Below are 18,298 nucleotides of genomic sequence, written 5' to 3' on the forward strand. Positions count from 1 at the left end.
GTTATTAAATTGCTGTTGTTTTACGCAACATGCTGAGTATATTGTAATCGATAGTTGATGAAAATTTGGTTTCGTAGAAAGGCCTTTTTCTGGGAGTAGTGCGGATGCTGTTGAATGGCCCGCATTCTGTAAGCAATTATATTGTAATTATTTACCTTGTGAATTAAGGTCGCCGCAACGGAGTAACAACTGGTATCTCCTGCGTTGGTTTATGCGGTCCACGACAGGTTGTTACCTGAAAGTCATTAACCATAATAAGGAGTTTAGGATGAAAGTCGCAGTCCTTGGTGCCGCCGGCGGTATTGGCCAGGCGCTTGCCCTACTACTAAAGACCCAACTGCCTTCAGGTTCAGAACTCTCTCTCTATGATATTGCCCCCGTCACGCCAGGTGTGGCGGTCGATCTCAGCCATATTCCGACGGATGTTAAAATCAAAGGCTTCTCCGGTGAAGACGCTACACCTGCGCTGGAAGGGGCTGATGTGGTCCTGATTTCTGCCGGCGTGGCGCGTAAGCCCGGTATGGATCGCTCCGATCTGTTTAACGTTAACGCCGGGATTGTCAAAAACCTGGTGCAACAAATCGCCAAAACCGCCCCGAAAGCCTGTATTGGTATTATCACCAACCCGGTGAATACCACAGTGGCCATTGCCGCTGAAGTGCTGAAAAAGGCGGGCGTGTATGACAAGAACAAACTGTTCGGCGTGACCACGCTGGATATCATCCGCTCCAACACTTTCGTGGCGGAGCTAAAAGGTAAAAGCGCCAGCGAAGTTGAAGTGCCGGTGATAGGCGGCCACTCTGGCGTGACCATTCTGCCTTTATTATCGCAAATCTCCGGCGTGAGCTTCTCCGATCAGGAAGTGAACGACCTGACCAAACGCATCCAGAACGCGGGCACCGAAGTGGTGGAAGCGAAGGCGGGTGGCGGCTCGGCTACGCTCTCCATGGGCCAGGCGGCGGCGCGTTTCGGCCTGTCTCTGGTTCGCGCCCTGCAGGGCGAGAAGGGCGTGGTTGAATGCGCCTATGTCGAAGGAGACGGCCAGTACGCGCGCTTCTTCTCGCAGCCGCTGCTGTTAGGTAAAAACGGGATTGAAGAACGTCAGTCGATTGGCAAACTGAGCGCTTACGAACAGCAGGCGCTGGAAGGTATGCTTGAGACGCTGAGAAAAGATATTCAGCTGGGTGAAGATTTCATCAATAAATAAGGCGTGACGCCTTAGACGTGACAAAGGGGCCAATGGCCCCTTTGCTTTTTCTGCTGCTTAGCCCGACGCCGGATATTCCTGAATGGTGACCTGCATGGTCAGTTTCTTATCATCACGCATCACGACCACCGGAATGACCGATCCCGGACGAATCTCGGCGACCTGGTCCATGGTTTCCAGCGCGGAAATCGCCGGTTTACCGTTGACCGAAATAATCACGTCGTTGTTCTGAATACCCGCCTGTGCCGCCGGGCCATCCGGGGCTATCTCATTGACGACAATCCCCTGAATTTGATCGATACCGCCGCCCTGTGAATGCAGCGGGGCAATTTCTCGTCCGCTGATGCCGATAAAGCCGCGAATCACGCGTCCGTCACGAATCAGCTTATCCATAATTTTGGTTGCCAGCTGGAACGGAATGGCGAAACTCAGCCCCTCCGGGGTTTCACCGTCGTTACTCTTATCGAAAGAGAGGGTGTTAATGCCCATCAGCTCACCCAGCGAGTTGACCAGCGCGCCGCCGGAGTTACCGTGGTTGATAGAGGCATCGGTCTGCAGAAAGTTCTGTCGACCACTTGGGTTGAGGCCGATACGACCGGTCGCGCTGATAATCCCCTGGGTAATGGTCTGCCCGAGGTTGTACGGGTTGCCGATGGCCAGCACTACGTCACCGATGTGCGGTGTGCGCTTCGGGTTAATGGGGATGACCGGCAGGCCGCCGGTGGCGTTGATCTTCAGCACCGCCAGATCGGTCAGGCTATCGGAGCCGACCAGCAGGGCTTCAAACACGCGACCATCCTGGAGGGCGACGATGATCTGATCGGCATCGTTGATCACATGTTTGTTGGTAATAATGTAGCCGCGCTCGTCCATGATCACCCCGGATCCGAGCGTTTTGATTTCCAGCTGATTATTGGTGTTGCTGTTCAGACTGCGGTTATAGACGTTCACCACCGCAGGGGCAGCGCGGCGCACCGCCGTGTTATAGCTGGCGGGGGCTTCATCTGTACTGCTAAAGCGCTCGGTGGATAACGGATTCCACTGACGCAACGAAGGGACGGTGACAATGAGTATGCCGCCAACCAGTAAACCAAGTGCAACCGAACGTAAGAGCTTTACAAGCATGATACAGGCATCGTTGATGAGGAAACTGGACGAAGCATACCACGAGAAAAACCGGACATACATTCCAGGCTATGCCCGGTTTTTCGTGGATTAGCGCAGAAGCAGGTAAATACTTTCATTACCGCGTATGACATTCAGCGCGATAACCGCCGGTTTCGCTTCCAGCACTTTGCGCAGTTCGGCAATCGACTGTGTCGGCTGGCGGTTGATACCGATGATGACGTCATCTTTATGCAGGCCGATTTGCGCGGCAGGGCTACCTTTTTCCACGCCAGAAATGACAACCCCTTTAGTGCCGCTTTTCGCCTGGCCATCGCTGAGCGATGCCCCTTCCAGCGCCGGGATAATCAGCTGTGCGCTGGCGGTTGATGAGGCGCTCTTATCCAGCGTCACCTCTACTTCCAGCGGTTTACCGTCGCGGAGCAGGCCCAATTTGACCTTCGAACCCGGTTCCGTGGTGGCGATGCGGGAACGCAACTCGGCGAAACTGTTCAGCGGCTTGCCGTTCAGGCTGGTAATCACGTCGCCGGATTTAATTCCCGCTTTTGCTGAACCGGAGCCAGGCAGCACTTCGCTAACGAATGCCCCGCGCTGCACATCGAGATTAAACGCTTTGGCGATGTCGGCGGTCATCTCCATACCGCGGATGCCGAGCAGGCCGCGTTTGATCTCACCGAACTGAATCAGCTGTTGAGCGAGGGTCTGTGCCATGTTGCTGGGGATAGCAAAGCCGATACCGACGCTGCCGCCACCGGGAGCCAGAATGGCGGTGTTAATACCGATCAGCTCGCCGTTCAGGTTCAGCAGCGCGCCGCCGGAGTTGCCGCGGTTGATAGCCGCATCGGTCTGAATGAAGTTCTCCAGCCCTTCCAGATTGAGGCCGCTACGGCCCAGCGCCGAGACGATACCGGATGTGACGGTCTGCCCCAGGCCGAACGGGTTCCCGACGGCCACGGCGAAGTCGCCCACGCGCAGTTTGTCGGAATCGGCGATGGCGATTTGCGTCAAATGGCTGGCTTTCTGGATTTGTAACAGCGCAATGTCGCTCTGGTCGTCGCTGCCGATAAGCTTCGCTTCAAACTCACGGCCATCGTTCAACTGAACGCTGATTTTCTGCGCGTCGCTGATGACGTGATTGTTGGTTAGCACGTAGCCTTTAATGGCATCAATAATGACGCCGGAGCCCAGACCTTCAAACTGCTGGGTGGGCTCATTGGCCGTGTTGCCGCCATCGTCGCCAAAGAACTTTTTGAGCTCGTCTGGCACCTGCTGATTCACGGGGGCCGTTCCTTCTACCTGAACGCTCACCACCGCAGGCAGCACTTTCTCCAGCATCGGCGCGAGGCTAGGCAGCGCGCCCTGGCCTGGAACCTGTGTCGGCAGCGACGCGAACGCCGGCGCTGGAGCGGCGAGGGATAACCCAACGCTTAACGCCAACGCACTTAACAGTAAAGTTGATTTATTCATTGATGCTGGCCCTCATGACCCTTGATGCAAGAACACGACTTCCCGAAAAGACTGATGTTATTGAAGTAAATATAGACGGCGTAGGCAGAAGAGGACGGGCGCATGCCATGCGCCCGTAAAATATTTGTGGAATGCAGATTAATCGCGTTTTGCACCGCTACGCAGCAGACCGGATGCGCCGTCGGAGTAGTCGCGCGGCATCTGTACCGGCGCCTGATCGTTTCCGGCTTCGGACTCGGCCAGACGGTTGCGGAACGGGTTGGCTTCCGCAGACATGCCCGGCAGCAGATTGCTGGAGCTTTTCGCCATGTGCTGGTAGATCTGGCGATAGTCATCGGCCATGTTATCGAGCAGCTCGGCGCTGCGGGCGAAATGGCTGACCAGCTCTTCGCGGTACTCTTCCAGCTCGGCTTTGTTTTTCTCCAGCTCGTACTGCAACGCCTGCTGCTGGCGTAATTTACGATTACCAAAACGCATGGCTACGGCACCGATGATGATACCGACAACTAACCCAATTAGCGCGTATTCCCAGGTCATGAACATCTCCCATTGTTTTGTTGTTCCGTAGGGTATTGGCGGCTTCGGCAACTCCATACCAGCGCCCGATAGTGCCACTATAACCGCTAATCCTGTAGAAGTGGAATCCTGACGCATCATCGCGTAGTGTAGAACGGACTTTTTTTAGTCAATCGTGAAGTAAGACATACCGGTTTTCAAAGGAATAACAATTAGATCATGCAAAGCCAGTCCCCCACATCGCGCTACCTTCAGGCCCTCGAGGAGGGCAGCCATCAACCTGACGATGTTCAGCGCGAGGCGGTAAACCGTCTCGATACCATTTACCAGGAACTCCAGCATAAAACGCCCGTCTCCGCCCCTGTCGGTGGCCTGCGCGCGCGTTTTGGCAAACTGCTCGGCAAGAAAGAGCCTGACGCGCCGAGCGCCGTACGTGGCCTGTATATGTGGGGCGGCGTGGGGCGAGGGAAAACCTGGCTGATGGATATGTTCTATCAAAGCCTACCGGGCGAGCGGAAGCAGCGCCTGCACTTCCACCGCTTTATGTTACGCGTGCATGAAGAACTGGCCGCGCTCCAGGGGCACACTGACCCGCTGGAAATTGTGGCCGAACGCTTTAAAGCCGAGACCGACGTGCTGTGTTTTGATGAATTTTTTGTTTCCGATATTACCGATGCCATGCTCCTTGGCGGCCTGATGAAGGCGCTGTTCGCGCGCGGTATTACGCTGGTCGCGACCTCCAACATTCCGCCGGATGAACTGTATCGTAATGGGCTACAGCGTGCGCGCTTCCTGCCGGCGATCGAGGCGATTAAAGAGCACTGCGATATCATGAATGTCGACGCGGGCATCGACTATCGTCTACGCACGCTGACGCAGGCGCACCTGTGGCTTTCGCCGCTCAACGCAGAGACCCGCCAGCAGATGAACAAACTGTGGCTGGCACTGGCGGGGACGCCGCAGATGAACCAGACCACGCTGGAGATTAATCATCGTCCGCTGCCGACTCTTGGCGTAGAAAACCAGACGCTGGCGGTCTCCTTTAATACCCTGTGTGTCGACGCACGCAGCCAGCACGACTACATTGCGCTGTCGCGTCTGTTCCACACCGTGATGTTGTTTGACGTGTCTGTGATGACGCCATTGCTTGAGAGCGAAGCGCGCCGTTTTATCGCGCTGGTGGACGAATTCTACGAACGCCATGTGAAGCTGGTGGTGAGCGCCGAAGTCGAGTTGTACAACATCTATCAGGGGGAGCGACTGAAATTTGAGTTCCAGCGCTGCCTGTCGCGTTTGCAGGAGATGCAGAGCGAAGAGTATCTGAAGCGTGCGCATATGCCTTAACGCTACCCTCTCCCCGTGGGAGAGGGGCTGGGGGTGAGGGCATCAGGCTGTGCATCCCCAAACCCTGAAAAACCCGCAGCAAATCACATAAAGGGGTCGACCTTTGACCCCGACTTCTCTATAATCTTGCGACCCCACGTTACAAGAGAGTTTTTTTCCCAAAACTTTCTCTGCGCCGGCATAGGCTATTCGAAGGGGTAGGTTTGCTGGACAATGTCGTGTGAACCTCAACTGACTAAACGTTTGGGTGTTCACCAACGTGTAACTTATTTATTTGGGTAAGCTTTTAATGAAAACTTTTACAGCTAAACCAGAAACCGTAAAACGCGACTGGTATGTTGTTGACGCGACCGGTAAAACTCTGGGCCGTCTGGCTTCCGAACTGGCTCTGCGCCTGCGCGGTAAGCACAAAGCGGAATACACTCCGCACGTAGATACCGGTGATTACATCATCGTTCTGAACGCTGACAAAGTTGCTGTAACCGGCAACAAGCGTACTGACAAAGTGTACTATCACCACACCGGCCACATCGGTGGTATCAAAGAAGCGACCTTTGAAGAGATGATTGCTCGCCGTCCTGAGCGTGTGATTGAAATCGCGGTTAAAGGCATGCTGCCAAAAGGCCCGCTGGGTCGTGCTATGTTCCGTAAACTGAAAGTTTACGCTGGCAACGAGCACAACCACGCGGCACAGCAACCGCAAGTTCTTGACATCTAATCGGGATTATAGGCAATGGCTGAAAATCAATACTACGGCACTGGTCGCCGCAAAAGTTCCGCAGCTCGCGTTTTCATCAAACCGGGCAACGGCAAAATCGTTATCAACCAACGTTCTCTGGAACAGTACTTCGGTCGTGAAACTGCTCGCATGGTAGTTCGTCAGCCGCTGGAACTGGTCGACATGGTTGAGAAACTGGATCTGTACATCACTGTTAAAGGTGGTGGTATCTCTGGTCAGGCTGGTGCGATCCGTCACGGTATCACCCGCGCTCTGATGGAGTACGACGAATCCCTGCGTGGCGAACTGCGTAAAGCTGGCTTCGTTACTCGTGATGCTCGTCAGGTTGAACGTAAGAAAGTCGGCCTGCGTAAAGCACGTCGTCGTCCGCAGTTCTCCAAACGTTAATTGCTTTCTGCTTCGGCAGACAACAATTTGCGAAAAAACCCGCTTCGGCGGGTTTTTTTATGCCTGCAAGACGGGGCTGCCGCGCTCTTTTTCCGCTTTTCAGGAATCCCCTCACCACAAGTCGTTCAAAATCTGGTAGACTATCTTCCAATTTTCTGCCCAAATGCGCGCGATTGTTCATTTTTTGTTTAGTTTGTGAACGAGAATGTCGTTTAGCGTGTAGCTGAGGCTTGTCATCTGGCTAGCCGCCGTTGTGGCTGGTAGCAGTAAAAATTCTGAATATACCTGGAGGTTTTCATGGCTGTCGCTGCCAACAAACGTTCGGTAATGACGCTGTTTTCTGGTCCTACTGACATCTATAGCCATCAGGTCCGCATTGTGCTGGCTGAGAAGGGTGTCAGCTTTGAGATAGAGCACGTGGAAAAGGACAATCCACCGCAGGATCTGATTGACCTCAACCCGAATCAAAGCGTTCCGACACTCGTAGATCGTGAGCTGACGCTGTGGGAATCACGCATCATTATGGAATACCTTGATGAGCGTTTCCCGCATCCGCCGCTGATGCCGGTTTACCCGGTTGCACGTGGTGAAAGCCGCCTGTACATGCACCGTATCGAGAAAGACTGGTACTCACTGATGAACACCGTGATGACCGGTTCCGCCGCGCAGGCTGACGCCGCGCGTAAACAGCTGCGTGAAGAGCTGCTGGCGATCGCGCCGGTCTTCACCCAGAAGCCGTTCTTCCTGAGCGATGAATTCAGCATTGTCGACTGCTACCTGGCGCCGCTGCTGTGGCGTCTGCCGGTAATGGGCATTGAGCTGAGCGGTGCTGGCGCGAAAGAGCTGAAAGGCTATATGACGCGCGTCTTCGAACGTGACTCTTTCCTCGCCTCCTTAACGGAAGCCGAGCGCGAAATGCGCCTTGGCCGGGGTTAATTGAATGGAAGTTTCGCAACTTTCTCCGCGCCGCCCGTACCTGCTGCGTGCATTCTATGAGTGGCTGCTGGACAACCAGCTGACGCCGCACCTGGTGGTAGATGTCATGCTGCCGGGCGTGAATGTGCCGATGGAATACGCGCGTGACGGGCAGATCGTGTTGAACATCGCGCCGCGTGCGGTGGGGAATCTTGAGCTGGCCAACGATGAAGTGCGCTTCAATGCGCGCTTTGGCGGCGTGCCGCGTCAGGTTTCCGTTCCGCTGGCTGCCGTGCTGGCGATCTACGCCCGTGAGAACGGTGCCGGAACCATGTTTGAGCCAGAAGCCGCATACGATGAAAATGTTGAAGGCTTCAACGACGGCGAAGACGTGGATAACGGCGCAAGCGAGACCGTGATGTCGGTGATTGATGGCAATAAGCCGGATAGCGACGACGGAGACGATCCCGACGATACGCCACCACCGCCTCGCGGCGGGCGTCCGGCGCTTCGCGTTGTGAAATAGAAAACAGGCCCATACGGGCCTGTTTTGTTATGGCTATCGTTTAAACGTCACTTTTTCTGGCATGTTGAGGTGAAGCGTCGTCTGGCTTGGCACCGTTTCGGCAATCACCCGACCATGGCGGATAGAGTAGCGGGCTGGCGTCTGGCGACGTACAGCATCAAAACCATTTTCCGCAGGGAGAATCACCAGATTGGCGCTATTACCGATCTCAAGGCCATAATCCTGCAGATGCAACGTTTTCGCGCTGTGGGTCGTTATCAGGTTCAGCCCATCATTAATCTGCCCGTATCCCATCAGCTGGCACACGTGTAATCCCATATGCAGCACCTGCAGCATATTCGCGGTACCCAGTGGATACCACGGATCGAAGACGTCGTCATGACCGAAGCAGACGTTGATATCCGCCTCCAGCATCTCTTTGACGCGCGTGACGCCGCGGCGTTTCGGATAGGTGTCAAAACGTCCTTGCAGGTGAATGTTCACCAGCGGATTGGCGACAAAGTTAATGCCGGACATCTTTAACAGGCGGAAAAGGCGGGAAGCGTACGCACCGTTATAGGAGTGCATTGCCGTCGTGTGGCTGGCAGTCACGCGAGCCCCCATCTCATCACGGTGCGCCAGCGCCGCGACGGTTTCAACGAAGCGTGATTGCTCATCGTCAATTTCATCGCAGTGTACGTCGATGAGTCTGTCGTATTTTTGCGCCAGGGCGAAAATTTTATGCAGCGATTCAACGCCATATTCACGGGTAAATTCAAAGTGGGGAATGGCGCCAATGACGTCGGCGCCCAAACGTACAGCTTCTTCTAACAGCACCTCACCGTTGGGATAAGAAAGAATGCCTTCTTGCGGGAACGCGACGATTTGCAGCTCTACCCACGGCGCGACTTCTTGCTTCACTTCCAGCATGGCTTTCAGCGCCGTCAACGTGGGGTCGGAGACGTCAACGTGAGTACGAACGTACTGGATACCGTTGGCCATCTGCCACTTCAGGGTTTGCATGGCCCGCGCTTTTACATCTTCGTGAGTGAGCATCGCCTTGCGTTCGGCCCAGCGTTCAATACCTTCAAACAGCGTGCCTGACTGGTTCCAGTTTGGTTCGCCAGCGGTTTGCGTGGTGTCCAGATGGATGTGCGGTTCAACAAACGGAGGGATTGCCAGACCACCTTCAATATCCAGCACATTGCCCTGTGGCGCCGACGCCGTTTCCTGAGGCTCAAAACGGCTAAAGCGCCCATTTTCAATGGTGATTTGCCACAATCCTTCACGCCCCTGCAAGCGGGCCTGACGAAGGGTAATATTATTATTCTGCATGGCTAACCTCCGAGGATTTAGCAAGGCTACGATTAAAGAGTGGATTCAGCAGGATATAGCTGAATACGCCGCCGAGGACGGCGTTGACCGGGACAATTCCGGGAATATAGTGACCCGCAGCGATACCCAGTGCAACGGACAGAATGGCCACCCAGTTCACGGTAATAAATTGCGCTTTGTTGAAGTCGGCATATTTGCGGTGGTTCAACAGATAGTCGGCGATGATCACGCCCCCAATGGGGGGAATCGCCGCCGACAGAAAGGTCAGCCAGCCGACAAAGTTATTGTAAAGCCACAGTGCGCACAGCGTCCCAATAATACCGTTCGCCACCGACAGCGTGCGGCTGGAAAGACCGGTAATGTTGGCAAAGCCCAGACCAGATGCGTACAGCGCATTGTCATTGGTGGTCCAGATATTCAGGCCGAGTACCACAATCGCCGGCAGCAGCAGGCCCTGGGCTATCATCACGTCAGAAATATCCGCTTGCCCGACAGCGGCAGCGCCCGCCGCCCCAAAGATAAACATCAATGAGTTACCGAGGAAAAACGCCACCATCGCAATCAGCACCGCCCCTTTGGCGTTGCGGCCAAAGCGAACGAAGTCGGCGGTTAAGGTACCGGCGCTGACAAACGAGCCGACAACCAGCGCGAGTGCGGTGGAGAAATTGAGCGGCGTCTGCGGCACAATCGTTTTTAAGTGGTCTAAACCGCCAACGTCGCTCACCGCCAGCCAGACCGAGTAGTTGCCCAGAATGACAATCGCAGGCACGGCGATAATCGAGAGAATAGTCAGTGCCGAGATACCGAAGAAGATGGTCAGGGTCATCAACAGCCCGGAAACCGCAATCAGGATATTGACGTCAATGCCCGTTGCTTTGCCCACCGGGATGGCAAACATAGCCACGCCGACGCCAAACCAGCCTACCTGCGTGCCGCCGAGCAGCATGGAAGGAAGCCATGAGCCTTTTACGCCAAAGGAGTAACGAGCAAGAAGGTGGGTAGAGAGTCCGGTTTTTGCGCCGATGAAACCAAGAAATGCGGTGTAGATACCGAGGAGGAGGTTACCGAAGAAAACTGCAAGGAAGAAATCATGATAGGAAAGACCGGTACCGAGTGTTCCTCCGGTCCACATACTGGCGGAAAAAAACGTTAACCCCAACATCACAAACGTGAGTGGAACTACGCCTTTCCGCGCCGCCAGAGGGACGGGCCCCTGGCTATAATTGTTGTCCTGCGACACAATGCCTCCATGAATTTTGCCCAAAAAATCCGCCGCATAATATACAGTTCTCAGAATAAAGCAAACGTTTCCGCGTGATTTTTTGTTGGTTATTATTCATGGGGGTGATGATTTCGCCGCTTTCCCTCGGTTTACAGTCAATCCACTCCTGTGGGTTGAGGTGCCAACATGGCTTGTGAACGAATGAGTTCGTCAGCAAGTAGTCGTTCGTCAGGCAACTGCACTTTGTACTCGCTCGCCATGATGGTATTCGGCAGGCCAGTCAGCGCGTAATGCGCTTCCCCCGCGCCTTTTCCCGCGCACAGAATCAACCCAACGGGCGGGTTTTCTCCCGGCATTGTCCAGTGCTCTTTGGCATAGTTCAGGTACATATTCATCTGCCCGGCATCCGCATAACCGAATTTGCCTACCTTCAGGTCAACGAGCAACAGGCAGCGCAAGCGGCGATGGAAGAACAGCAGATCGACGCGGAACCAGCTATCGTCTATGCGTAATCGGCGTTGGCGGCCAACAAAAGCAAAATCGTCACCGAGCTCCAGCATAAAGTCCATCAGGTGGCTGAGCAGGGCATCTTCGAGATCCGACTCTGAATACGCGTCCTTCAGGTTAAGAAACTCCAGAATGAACGGGTCGCGTATGGCTTGCTCCGGAAAAACGTTGGGTTCGGCGGGTGCTGGTTGCTGCAACATGGCGGATTTGTCGTGTGACAGCAGCGTTCGTTCGTAAAATTGAGTGGCGATTTGCCGATCGAGCTGCCGCACGGACCAGCCGTTACGTAGCGTCTCTTTCTCGTAAAAAGTGCGGGCATCGGAATTTTTTACCGAAAGTAAACGCACGTAAGCTGACCAGGGAAGTGGAAAAATTTTTGCAAGTTGTACCAGACGTGAAGATTCTGCAGACACTGTCTGCGGAATTTCAATACTCTGAAAACATAGATAAAATGTTCTCATTTGCCACAAATTCCGGGTGGAAAAACCACGCTTATAGCGCAGGCTTAAATCTGCGGATAACCGCTCAATAAGCTGAATACCATAAGCCGCCCGTGCTTCGCCGCCCTGTTCAAACTCGACAATTCTCCTGCCGATTTCCCAGTAGGTTGCCGTCATTAAAGCGTTAATGCTACGGACAGTCTCAGTGTGGGCTGTATCTACTAATTGAATAATACCGTCATGGATTTGCTGATAATCGTCAGCGTGTTGTGGTGGTGTAGGCGTAGTCATGTCATCCCTGGCGCGAGAGTTGCGAAATAAAAAGATATCGCTACCAATACGCTTCGGGCATAGCCCGGTCAATCCAGGAGAGGTGTATTACATTGCGTTGCAGCAGTAATTGCGAGCGGCTTTCGAAGAATGAATCTGCATGTATTTAGCAGAAAAATATTGGCTCCCCATCCATCAGCGTGAAGCTGGGGCAGGGGAGCCAGCAGGAATTACACTTCCAGGTAGTTCATGATCCCGTCAGCCGCTTTACGACCTTCGGCAATCGCCGTTACCACCAGATCCGAACCGCGCACGATGTCGCCACCGGCAAAGATTTTCGGGTTGCTGGTCTGGAAGGCGTTGTCGCTGCCTTCCGGGGCAATGATGCGGCCCTGAGAGTCCAGCTCGACGCTGTGCTTCGCCAGCCATTCCATGCTGTGCGGACGGAAACCGAACGCCATCACCACCGCGTCGGCAGGAACCACATGCTCGGAACCGGCGACGATTTCCGCGCGACGGCGGCCTTTGGCATCTGGCTGACCCATCTCGGTACGCGCCATTTTCACGCCGCAGACTTTGCCGTTGGCATTCACTTCTACGCCCAGCGGCTGCACGTTGAACTGGAATTCCACGCCTTCTTCGCGCGCGTTTTTCACTTCGCGTTTGGAACCCGGCATGTTCTCTTCATCACGACGGTAGGCACAGGTAACATGCGTTGCGCCCTGACGAATGGAGGTGCGTACGCAGTCCATCGCGGTGTCGCCGCCGCCCAGTACCACCACGCGTTTGCCTTCCATGCTGACGTACGGTTCTTCAGTCGTTTCGCCGAAGCCCATGATCTGCTTGGTGTTGGCAATCAGGAACGGCAGGGCGTCGAATACGCCGGAAGCGTCTTCGTTCTCCAGCCCGCCGCGCATTGACTGATAGGTGCCCACGCCGAGGAACACGGCATCGTAATCTTTCAGCAGGTCGTCGAGCTGTACGTCACGGCCCACTTCGACGTTGAGTTTGAATTCAATGCCCATGCCGGTGAAGATCTCACGGCGGCGGGTCATGACTTCTTTCTCCAGCTTGAAGGCCGGGATACCGAAGGTCAGCAGACCACCGATTTCCGGGTGACGGTCGAAGACCACCGCCTTCACGCCGTTGCGAGTCAGCACATCGGCGCACGCCAGGCCCGCCGGGCCCGCGCCGATGATGGCGACTTTCTTGCCGGTTTGCTTCACGCCGGTGAGGTCCGGACGCCAGCCCATCTCGAATGCTTTATCGTTGATATAGCGTTCAATGTTGCCGATGGTCACGGCGCCAAACTCATCGTTCAGCGTACAGGAGCCTTCACACAGGCGATCCTGCGGGCACACACGGCCACAGACTTCCGGCAGGGTGTTGGTCTGGTGTGAAAGTTCCGCCGCTTCGAAAATACGCCCCTCATTCGCCAGCTTCAGCCAGTTCGGGATGTAGTTATGTACCGGACATTTCCACTCGCAGTACGGGTTGCCGCAGGACAGGCAGCGATCTGCCTGCGCTTTGGCCTGGCCTTCGGAAAACGGCTCGTAGATCTCGATAAACTCGATCTTGCGGATCTTCAGCGGTTTCTTCGGCGGATCAACGCGCTGCAGGTCGATAAATTGATAAACGTTCTGACTCATGATGACCTCTTACTGCGCCTGCACGCGCAGCTCGGCTGCGCTACGACTACGGTGACCCAACAGCGCTTTCACATCGCTGGATTTCGGCTTAACCAGAGCAAACTTCGCGGAATAAGACGGCCAGTGCGCCAGAATCTCTTCACCGCGGGAGGAGCCGGTCAGCTGTACGTGTTCGGTGATCAATCCACGCAGATGTTCTTCGTGAATCGCCAGCGAGTCGACGTCCAGCACTTCTACCAGTTCCGGGTTCACACGCTTACGGAAATCACCGTCTTCATCCAGCACATAGGCGAAGCCGCCCGTCATACCGGCGCCGAAGTTCACGCCCGTTTTACCCAGCACGCAGACGATACCGCCGGTCATATATTCACAGCCGTTGTCGCCGATGCCTTCCACCACGGTAATCGCCCCGGAGTTACGCACGCCGAAACGTTCACCCGCGCGGCCCGCGGCGTACAGACGACCACCGGTCGCGCCGTACAGGCAGGTGTTGCCGATGATGCTGGCTTCATGGCTGCGGAAGGATGAACCCACCGGCGGACGAATCGCCAGCAGACCGCCCGCCATGCCTTTACCGACGTAGTCGTTGGCATCGCCGGTCAGGTACAGCTCAACGCCGCCGGCGTTCCACACGCCGAAGCTCTGGCCCGCGGTACCGTTGAAGTGCGCTTTGATCGGATCCGCCGCCAGCCCCTGGTCGCCGTGCGTCTGGGCAATGTAGCCAGACAGCGATGCGCCAACAGAACGGTCGGTGTTGCGGATATCAAACCAGAAGGTTTTGCTCTGGCGCTCATCAACAAACGGTTTTGCCTGCTGCAACAGCTGCGCGTTCAACACGCCGTTATCAAACGGTGGATTGTTCTCGGTGCAGTACAGCGCTTTGCCAGGATGCGGCTCCGCGGTTTCCAGCAGACGAGACAGCTCCAGCTTCTGCTGCTTGGCGGTGAAGCCATCCAGCTCTTTGAGCAGGTCGGTACGGCCAATCAGGTCAACGAGGCGGGTGACGCCCAGTTCAGCCATCAGCTCGCGGACTTCACGGGCAATAAATTCAAAGTAGTTAGTTACTTTGAACGGCAGGCCGTGATAGTGGTTCTTACGCAGTTTCTCATCCTGAGTCGCAACACCGGTTGCGCAGTTGTTCAGGTGGCAAATACGCAGGTATTTACAGCCCAGCGCGACCATTGGCCCGGTACCGAAGCCGAAGCTTTCCGCGCCGAGGATCGCCGCTTTAATGATGTCGACGCCCGTTTTCAGGCCGCCGTCCACCTGCAGACGAATCTTGTGACGCAGGCCGTTAGCGACCAGCGCCTGCTGCGTTTCGACCAGACCCAGCTCCCACGGACAGCCGGCGTATTTCACCGAAGACAGCGGGCTTGCGCCTGTGCCGCCGTCGTAGCCGGCGATGGTGATGAGGTCTGCATAGGCTTTTGCCACGCCGGTAGCGATGGTGCCGACGCCCGGTTCGGAAACCAGCTTCACGGAGATCATCGCTTTCGGGTTGACCTGTTTGAGGTCGAAAATCAGCTGCGCTAAGTCCTCGATAGAGTAAATATCGTGGTGCGGCGGCGGAGAAATCAGCGTCACGCCCGGTACGGAATAACGCAGTTTGGCAATGTACGGGGTGACTTTATCACCCGGCAATTGACCACCTTCGCCCGGTTTCGCGCCCTGAGCGACTTTAATCTGAATGACGTCGGCATTGACCAGGTACGCTGGGGTGACGCCAAAGCGACCGGAGGCCACCTGCTTGATGCGCGACACTTTGTTGGTGCCGTAACGCGCCGGGTCTTCGCCGCCTTCGCCGGAGTTCGAGTTGCCGCCGATGCTGTTCATCGCTTCGGCCAGCGCTTCGTGTGCTTCCGGGCTCAGTGCGCCGATAGACATCGCTGCGGTATCGAAACGTTTGAACAGGTCGCTCGCGGGCTCTACATCGGCCAGGTTGACGGTCTCGCCGTTTGGCGTGATGGCCAGCAGGTCGCGCAGCGTCGCGGCAGGGCGGTTGTTGACCAGCTCTGCATAGGCTTTGTAATCGCTGTATTCGCCGCTCTGTACTGCCTGTTGCAGGGTGCGTACCACGTCCGGGTTGTAGGCATGGTATTCGCCGCCGTGAACGTATTTCAGCAGGCCGCCCTGTTCCAGCGGTTTACGCGCCAGCCAGGCACGCTTCGACAGGTTCAGCAGATCCTGCTGGAAGTCGTCGAACGACGCGCCGCCGATGCGGCTAACCACGCCCTGGAAGCAGTTTTCGACCACGTCATCGTGCAGACCGACCGCTTCAAACAGCTTAGAGCAACGATAGGAAGCAACGGTCGAGATGCCCATTTTGGACATGATCTTATACAGACCTTTGTTGATGCCGTTACGGTAGTTCAGCATCACCGTGCGGTAGTCTTTCTCGATAGCATGGGTATCGATCAGACGACCCAGAGTTTCATAGGCCAGGTACGGATAGATTGCCGTGGCGCCAAAGCCGAGCAGTACCGCAAAGTGGTGCGGGTCGCGGGCGCTGGCGGTTTCCACGATGATGTTCGCGTCGCAGCGCAGGCTCTTATCCACCAGGCGAGCCTGGATTGCGCCCACCGCCATTGGCGCCGGTACCGGCAGACGATTTTTGGCGATGTTACGGTCGGACAGCACCAGCAGGACGGTACCGCTGCGCACCATCTCTTCGGCCTTGTCGCACAGGGCTTTCACCGTGGCTTCGAGGCTGGTTTCCGTCACATCGAAGGTGATGTCCAGCGTGTCGGCGCGGTAATGATCCTCTTTCATCGTGGTGAGCTGATTGAAATCGGAGTACAGCAGAATCGGCGATTTGAAGCTCAGACGGTGCGCCTGGCCTTCCGCTTCGCAGAAGACGTTCATCTCACGACCAATGCTGGTTGCCAGCGACATCACGTGCGCTTCACGCAGCGGATCGATTGGCGGGTTGGTTACCTGCGCAAACTGCTGGCGGAAGTAGTCGTAAATAATACGCGGCTGGCTGGAGAGCACGGCGAACGGGGTATCGTCACCCATCGAGCCGACGGCTTCCTGACCGTTTTCGCCGAGTACGCGAATCACGGAATCCAGCTCTTCAGCGCTGTAGTTAAACTGTTTCTGGTAGCTGGCAAGGGTATCGTCGTCCAGCTCACGGCTGCCCACCTGATCGTCGGCCAGATCTTCAAACGGCACCAGACGGCGAACGTTTTTCTCCATCCACTCTTTGTACGGATGGCGGCTTTTCAGATCGTTGTCGGTTTCGGCAGAGTGCAGAATGCGGCCGCTGCGGGTGTCGATAACCATCAGCTCGCCTGGACCGACGCGGCCTTTTTCCACCACTTCGTCAGGCTGGTAGTCCCAGATCCCGACTTCAGAGGCGCAGGTGATGAGTTTGTCTTTGGTAATGACGTAGCGCGCCGGGCGCAGGCCGTTACGGTCGAGGTTACAGGCGGCGTAGCGACCATCAGACATGACGATCCCTGCCGGGCCGTCCCACGGCTCCATGTGCATGGAGTTAAAGTCGAAGAACGAACGCAGGTCCGGATCCATATCCGGGTTGTTCTGCCAGGCCGGTGGTACCAGCAGACGCATGGCGCGGATGATGTCCATCCCGCCCGCCAGCAGCAGCTCAAGCATGTTATCCATGGAGCTGGAGTCGGAGCCGGTTTCGTTGACGAACGGCGCGGCGTCGTGCAGGTCAGGGATCAGCGGCGTCTGGAACTTATAGGTACGCGCGCGCGCCCACTGACGGTTACCGGTGATGGTGTTGATTTCGCCGTTGTGCGCCAGGTAGCGGAACGGCTGTGCCAGCGGCCAGCGCGGCACGGTGTTGGTGGAGAAGCGCTGGTGGAACAGGCAGATGGCCGATTCCAGACGCAGGTCCGCGAGGTCCAGGTAGAAGCGCGGCAGATCCGCCGGCATACACAGACCTTTATAAATGTTCACCAGATTGGACAGGCTACAAACGTAGAAGTCTTTATCTTGCAGGAGGCGCTTTTCGATGCGGCGGCGGGCGATAAACAGGCGGCGTTCCATATCGCGTGGGCGCCAGCCCGCAGGGGCGTTAACGAAAATTTGCTCTATACGAGGCAGAGAGGAGAGGGCGATTTCACCGAGTACACCTTCGTTGGTGGGCACATCGCGCCAGCCAACAATAGACAGGGTTTCACGCTGCAGTTCTTCTTCTACAACATGGCGGGCGGCAGCGGCCAGTTCAGGATCCTTATTCAGGAACAGCATCCCAACGGCATAGTTTTTGGCTAAGCGCCAGCCACGTTCTTCAGCAACGATGCGGAAGAAACGGTCAGGTTTTTGCAGCAGCAAGCCACAACCGTCGCCGGTTTTACCGTCGGCGAGGATCGCACCGCGGTGCTGCATACGGGCCAGTGCGTGTATCGCGGTACGCACTACCTTGTGGCTAGGTTCGCCTTCTATGTGGGCGATCAGGCCGAAACCACAGTTATCCCTCTCAAGGGATTTATCGTACAACATATCAGTGAACCTCCCCAGGCTCTACGGGACGCCCCCTTAATCGATTGCGCGCAAGGCACAGCAAGAGCATGGCGACGGGGTATGGCATTCTTTGCCTACCTCGCATTCGCCCTCTTTTATCCTTTTCGCGTAGGTCACACAAGTTTGAGGACTTGCTTAAGAGGGAATCTCAATTACTGCATAAATATGATGAGCAGGCT

Annotated in this window: 14 protein-coding genes; 6 read left to right on the plus strand and 8 right to left on the minus strand. The window is 55.8% G+C overall.

The annotated features are described in order from the left end of the window. Nucleotides 1-268 precede the first annotated feature (268 nt). A complete protein-coding gene (mdh, locus tag NNN71_RS00825; RefSeq protein WP_163447761.1) occupies nt 269-1,207 on the plus strand; it encodes a malate dehydrogenase in 939 nt (312 codons plus the stop codon). A gap of 57 nt (nt 1,208-1,264) precedes the next feature. Here the strand turns inward: mdh and degS are convergent, their stop codons facing one another. From degS to zapG, 3 genes are all read right to left on the minus strand, one after another. After that, the gene (gene degS, locus NNN71_RS00830) at nt 1,265-2,332 is read right to left on the minus strand and encodes an outer membrane-stress sensor serine endopeptidase DegS (protein WP_163447762.1); all 1,068 of its coding nucleotides are present in this window, start codon (nt 2,330-2,332) and stop codon (nt 1,265-1,267) included. Nucleotides 2,333-2,422: 90 nt separating this feature from the next. After that, nucleotides 2,423-3,799 carry a serine endoprotease DegQ gene (degQ, locus tag NNN71_RS00835; protein WP_249022684.1) on the minus strand — a complete coding sequence of 459 codons (1,377 nt, stop codon included), beginning with the start codon at nt 3,797-3,799 and terminating at the stop codon, nt 2,423-2,425. Nucleotides 3,800-3,937: 138 nt separating this feature from the next. Then, nucleotides 3,938-4,336 (minus strand): Z-ring associated protein ZapG, encoded by a 399-nt coding sequence (gene zapG / locus NNN71_RS00840; RefSeq protein ID WP_064541800.1) that lies wholly within the window; start codon nt 4,334-4,336, stop codon nt 3,938-3,940. Nucleotides 4,337-4,534: 198 nt separating this feature from the next. Between zapG and zapE the strand changes: the two genes are divergently transcribed. The 5 genes from zapE to sspB all read left to right on the plus strand — a co-directional run bounded on the left by zapE (nt 4,535) and on the right by sspB (nt 8,226). Then, nucleotides 4,535-5,659 carry a cell division protein ZapE gene (zapE, locus tag NNN71_RS00845; protein ID WP_163447764.1) on the plus strand — a complete coding sequence of 375 codons (1,125 nt, stop codon included), beginning with the start codon at nt 4,535-4,537 and terminating at the stop codon, nt 5,657-5,659. Nucleotides 5,660-5,948: 289 nt separating this feature from the next. After that, nucleotides 5,949-6,377 (plus strand): 50S ribosomal protein L13, encoded by a 429-nt coding sequence (gene rplM, locus NNN71_RS00850; RefSeq protein ID WP_064541805.1) that lies wholly within the window; start codon nt 5,949-5,951, stop codon nt 6,375-6,377. Nucleotides 6,378-6,392: 15 nt separating this feature from the next. Then, the gene (gene rpsI, locus NNN71_RS00855; protein ID WP_000829815.1) at nt 6,393-6,785 is read left to right on the plus strand and encodes a 30S ribosomal protein S9; all 393 of its coding nucleotides are present in this window, start codon (nt 6,393-6,395) and stop codon (nt 6,783-6,785) included. A 297-nt stretch (nt 6,786-7,082) separates the two neighbouring features. Continuing rightward, nucleotides 7,083-7,721, plus strand: coding sequence for a stringent starvation protein SspA (gene sspA / locus NNN71_RS00860; RefSeq protein ID WP_064541808.1), 639 nt, complete (start codon nt 7,083-7,085; stop codon nt 7,719-7,721). 4 nt (nt 7,722-7,725) lie between these two features. Then, a complete protein-coding gene (gene sspB, locus NNN71_RS00865) occupies nt 7,726-8,226 on the plus strand; it encodes a ClpXP protease specificity-enhancing factor (protein WP_163447765.1) in 501 nt (166 codons plus the stop codon). A gap of 33 nt (nt 8,227-8,259) precedes the next feature. Here sspB and NNN71_RS00870 read toward each other — a convergent pair whose 3' ends face one another. The 5 genes from NNN71_RS00870 to gltB form a co-directional block, all read right to left on the minus strand. Beyond that, the gene (locus NNN71_RS00870; protein WP_271457677.1) at nt 8,260-9,540 is read right to left on the minus strand and encodes a cytosine deaminase; all 1,281 of its coding nucleotides are present in this window, start codon (nt 9,538-9,540) and stop codon (nt 8,260-8,262) included. After that, nucleotides 9,530-10,780: a cytosine permease gene (codB, locus tag NNN71_RS00875; protein WP_271457678.1), complete on the minus strand. Its 1,251-nt coding sequence runs from the start codon at nt 10,778-10,780 to the stop codon at nt 9,530-9,532. The genes NNN71_RS00870 and codB overlap by 11 nt, the downstream gene beginning before the upstream one ends. Before the next feature lie 137 nt (nt 10,781-10,917). Next, nucleotides 10,918-12,000, minus strand: a complete 1,083-nt coding sequence (locus NNN71_RS00880) for a PDDEXK nuclease domain-containing protein (protein WP_271457679.1) — start codon at nt 11,998-12,000, stop codon at nt 10,918-10,920. 209 nt (nt 12,001-12,209) lie between these two features. Then, a complete protein-coding gene (gene gltD / locus NNN71_RS00885) occupies nt 12,210-13,628 on the minus strand; it encodes a glutamate synthase subunit GltD (RefSeq protein WP_064541823.1) in 1,419 nt (472 codons plus the stop codon). 9 nt (nt 13,629-13,637) lie between these two features. Beyond that, complete coding sequence (gene gltB, locus NNN71_RS00890) at nt 13,638-18,098, minus strand: glutamate synthase large subunit (protein ID WP_167574946.1); 4,461 nt, start codon at nt 18,096-18,098, stop codon at nt 13,638-13,640. Between the last annotated feature and the right edge of the window lie 200 nt (nt 18,099-18,298).

This window comes from Kluyvera sp. Awk 3, from assembly GCF_028069715.1.
Lineage (GTDB): Bacteria > Pseudomonadota > Gammaproteobacteria > Enterobacterales > Enterobacteriaceae > Kluyvera > Kluyvera georgiana_A.

What these genes read in the sequence shown, in the direction of transcription:
- NNN71_RS00870 (WP_271457677.1), bottom strand. Translation starts at nt 9,540, where the DNA reads ATGCAGAATAATAATATTACCCTTCGTCAGGCCCGCTTGCAGGGGCGT.
- rplM (WP_064541805.1), top strand. Translation starts at nt 5,949, where the DNA reads ATGAAAACTTTTACAGCTAAACCAGAAACCGTAAAACGCGACTGGTAT.
- sspB (WP_163447765.1), top strand. Translation starts at nt 7,726, where the DNA reads ATGGAAGTTTCGCAACTTTCTCCGCGCCGCCCGTACCTGCTGCGTGCA.
- zapE (WP_163447764.1), top strand. Translation starts at nt 4,535, where the DNA reads ATGCAAAGCCAGTCCCCCACATCGCGCTACCTTCAGGCCCTCGAGGAG.
- rpsI (WP_000829815.1), top strand. Translation starts at nt 6,393, where the DNA reads ATGGCTGAAAATCAATACTACGGCACTGGTCGCCGCAAAAGTTCCGCA.
- degS (WP_163447762.1), bottom strand. Translation starts at nt 2,332, where the DNA reads ATGCTTGTAAAGCTCTTACGTTCGGTTGCACTTGGTTTACTGGTTGGC.
- sspA (WP_064541808.1), top strand. Translation starts at nt 7,083, where the DNA reads ATGGCTGTCGCTGCCAACAAACGTTCGGTAATGACGCTGTTTTCTGGT.
- NNN71_RS00880 (WP_271457679.1), bottom strand. Translation starts at nt 12,000, where the DNA reads ATGACTACGCCTACACCACCACAACACGCTGACGATTATCAGCAAATC.
- gltD (WP_064541823.1), bottom strand. Translation starts at nt 13,628, where the DNA reads ATGAGTCAGAACGTTTATCAATTTATCGACCTGCAGCGCGTTGATCCG.
- degQ (WP_249022684.1), bottom strand. Translation starts at nt 3,799, where the DNA reads ATGAATAAATCAACTTTACTGTTAAGTGCGTTGGCGTTAAGCGTTGGG.
- mdh (WP_163447761.1), top strand. Translation starts at nt 269, where the DNA reads ATGAAAGTCGCAGTCCTTGGTGCCGCCGGCGGTATTGGCCAGGCGCTT.
- gltB (WP_167574946.1), bottom strand. Translation starts at nt 18,098, where the DNA reads ATGTTGTACGATAAATCCCTTGAGAGGGATAACTGTGGTTTCGGCCTG.
- zapG (WP_064541800.1), bottom strand. Translation starts at nt 4,336, where the DNA reads ATGACCTGGGAATACGCGCTAATTGGGTTAGTTGTCGGTATCATCATC.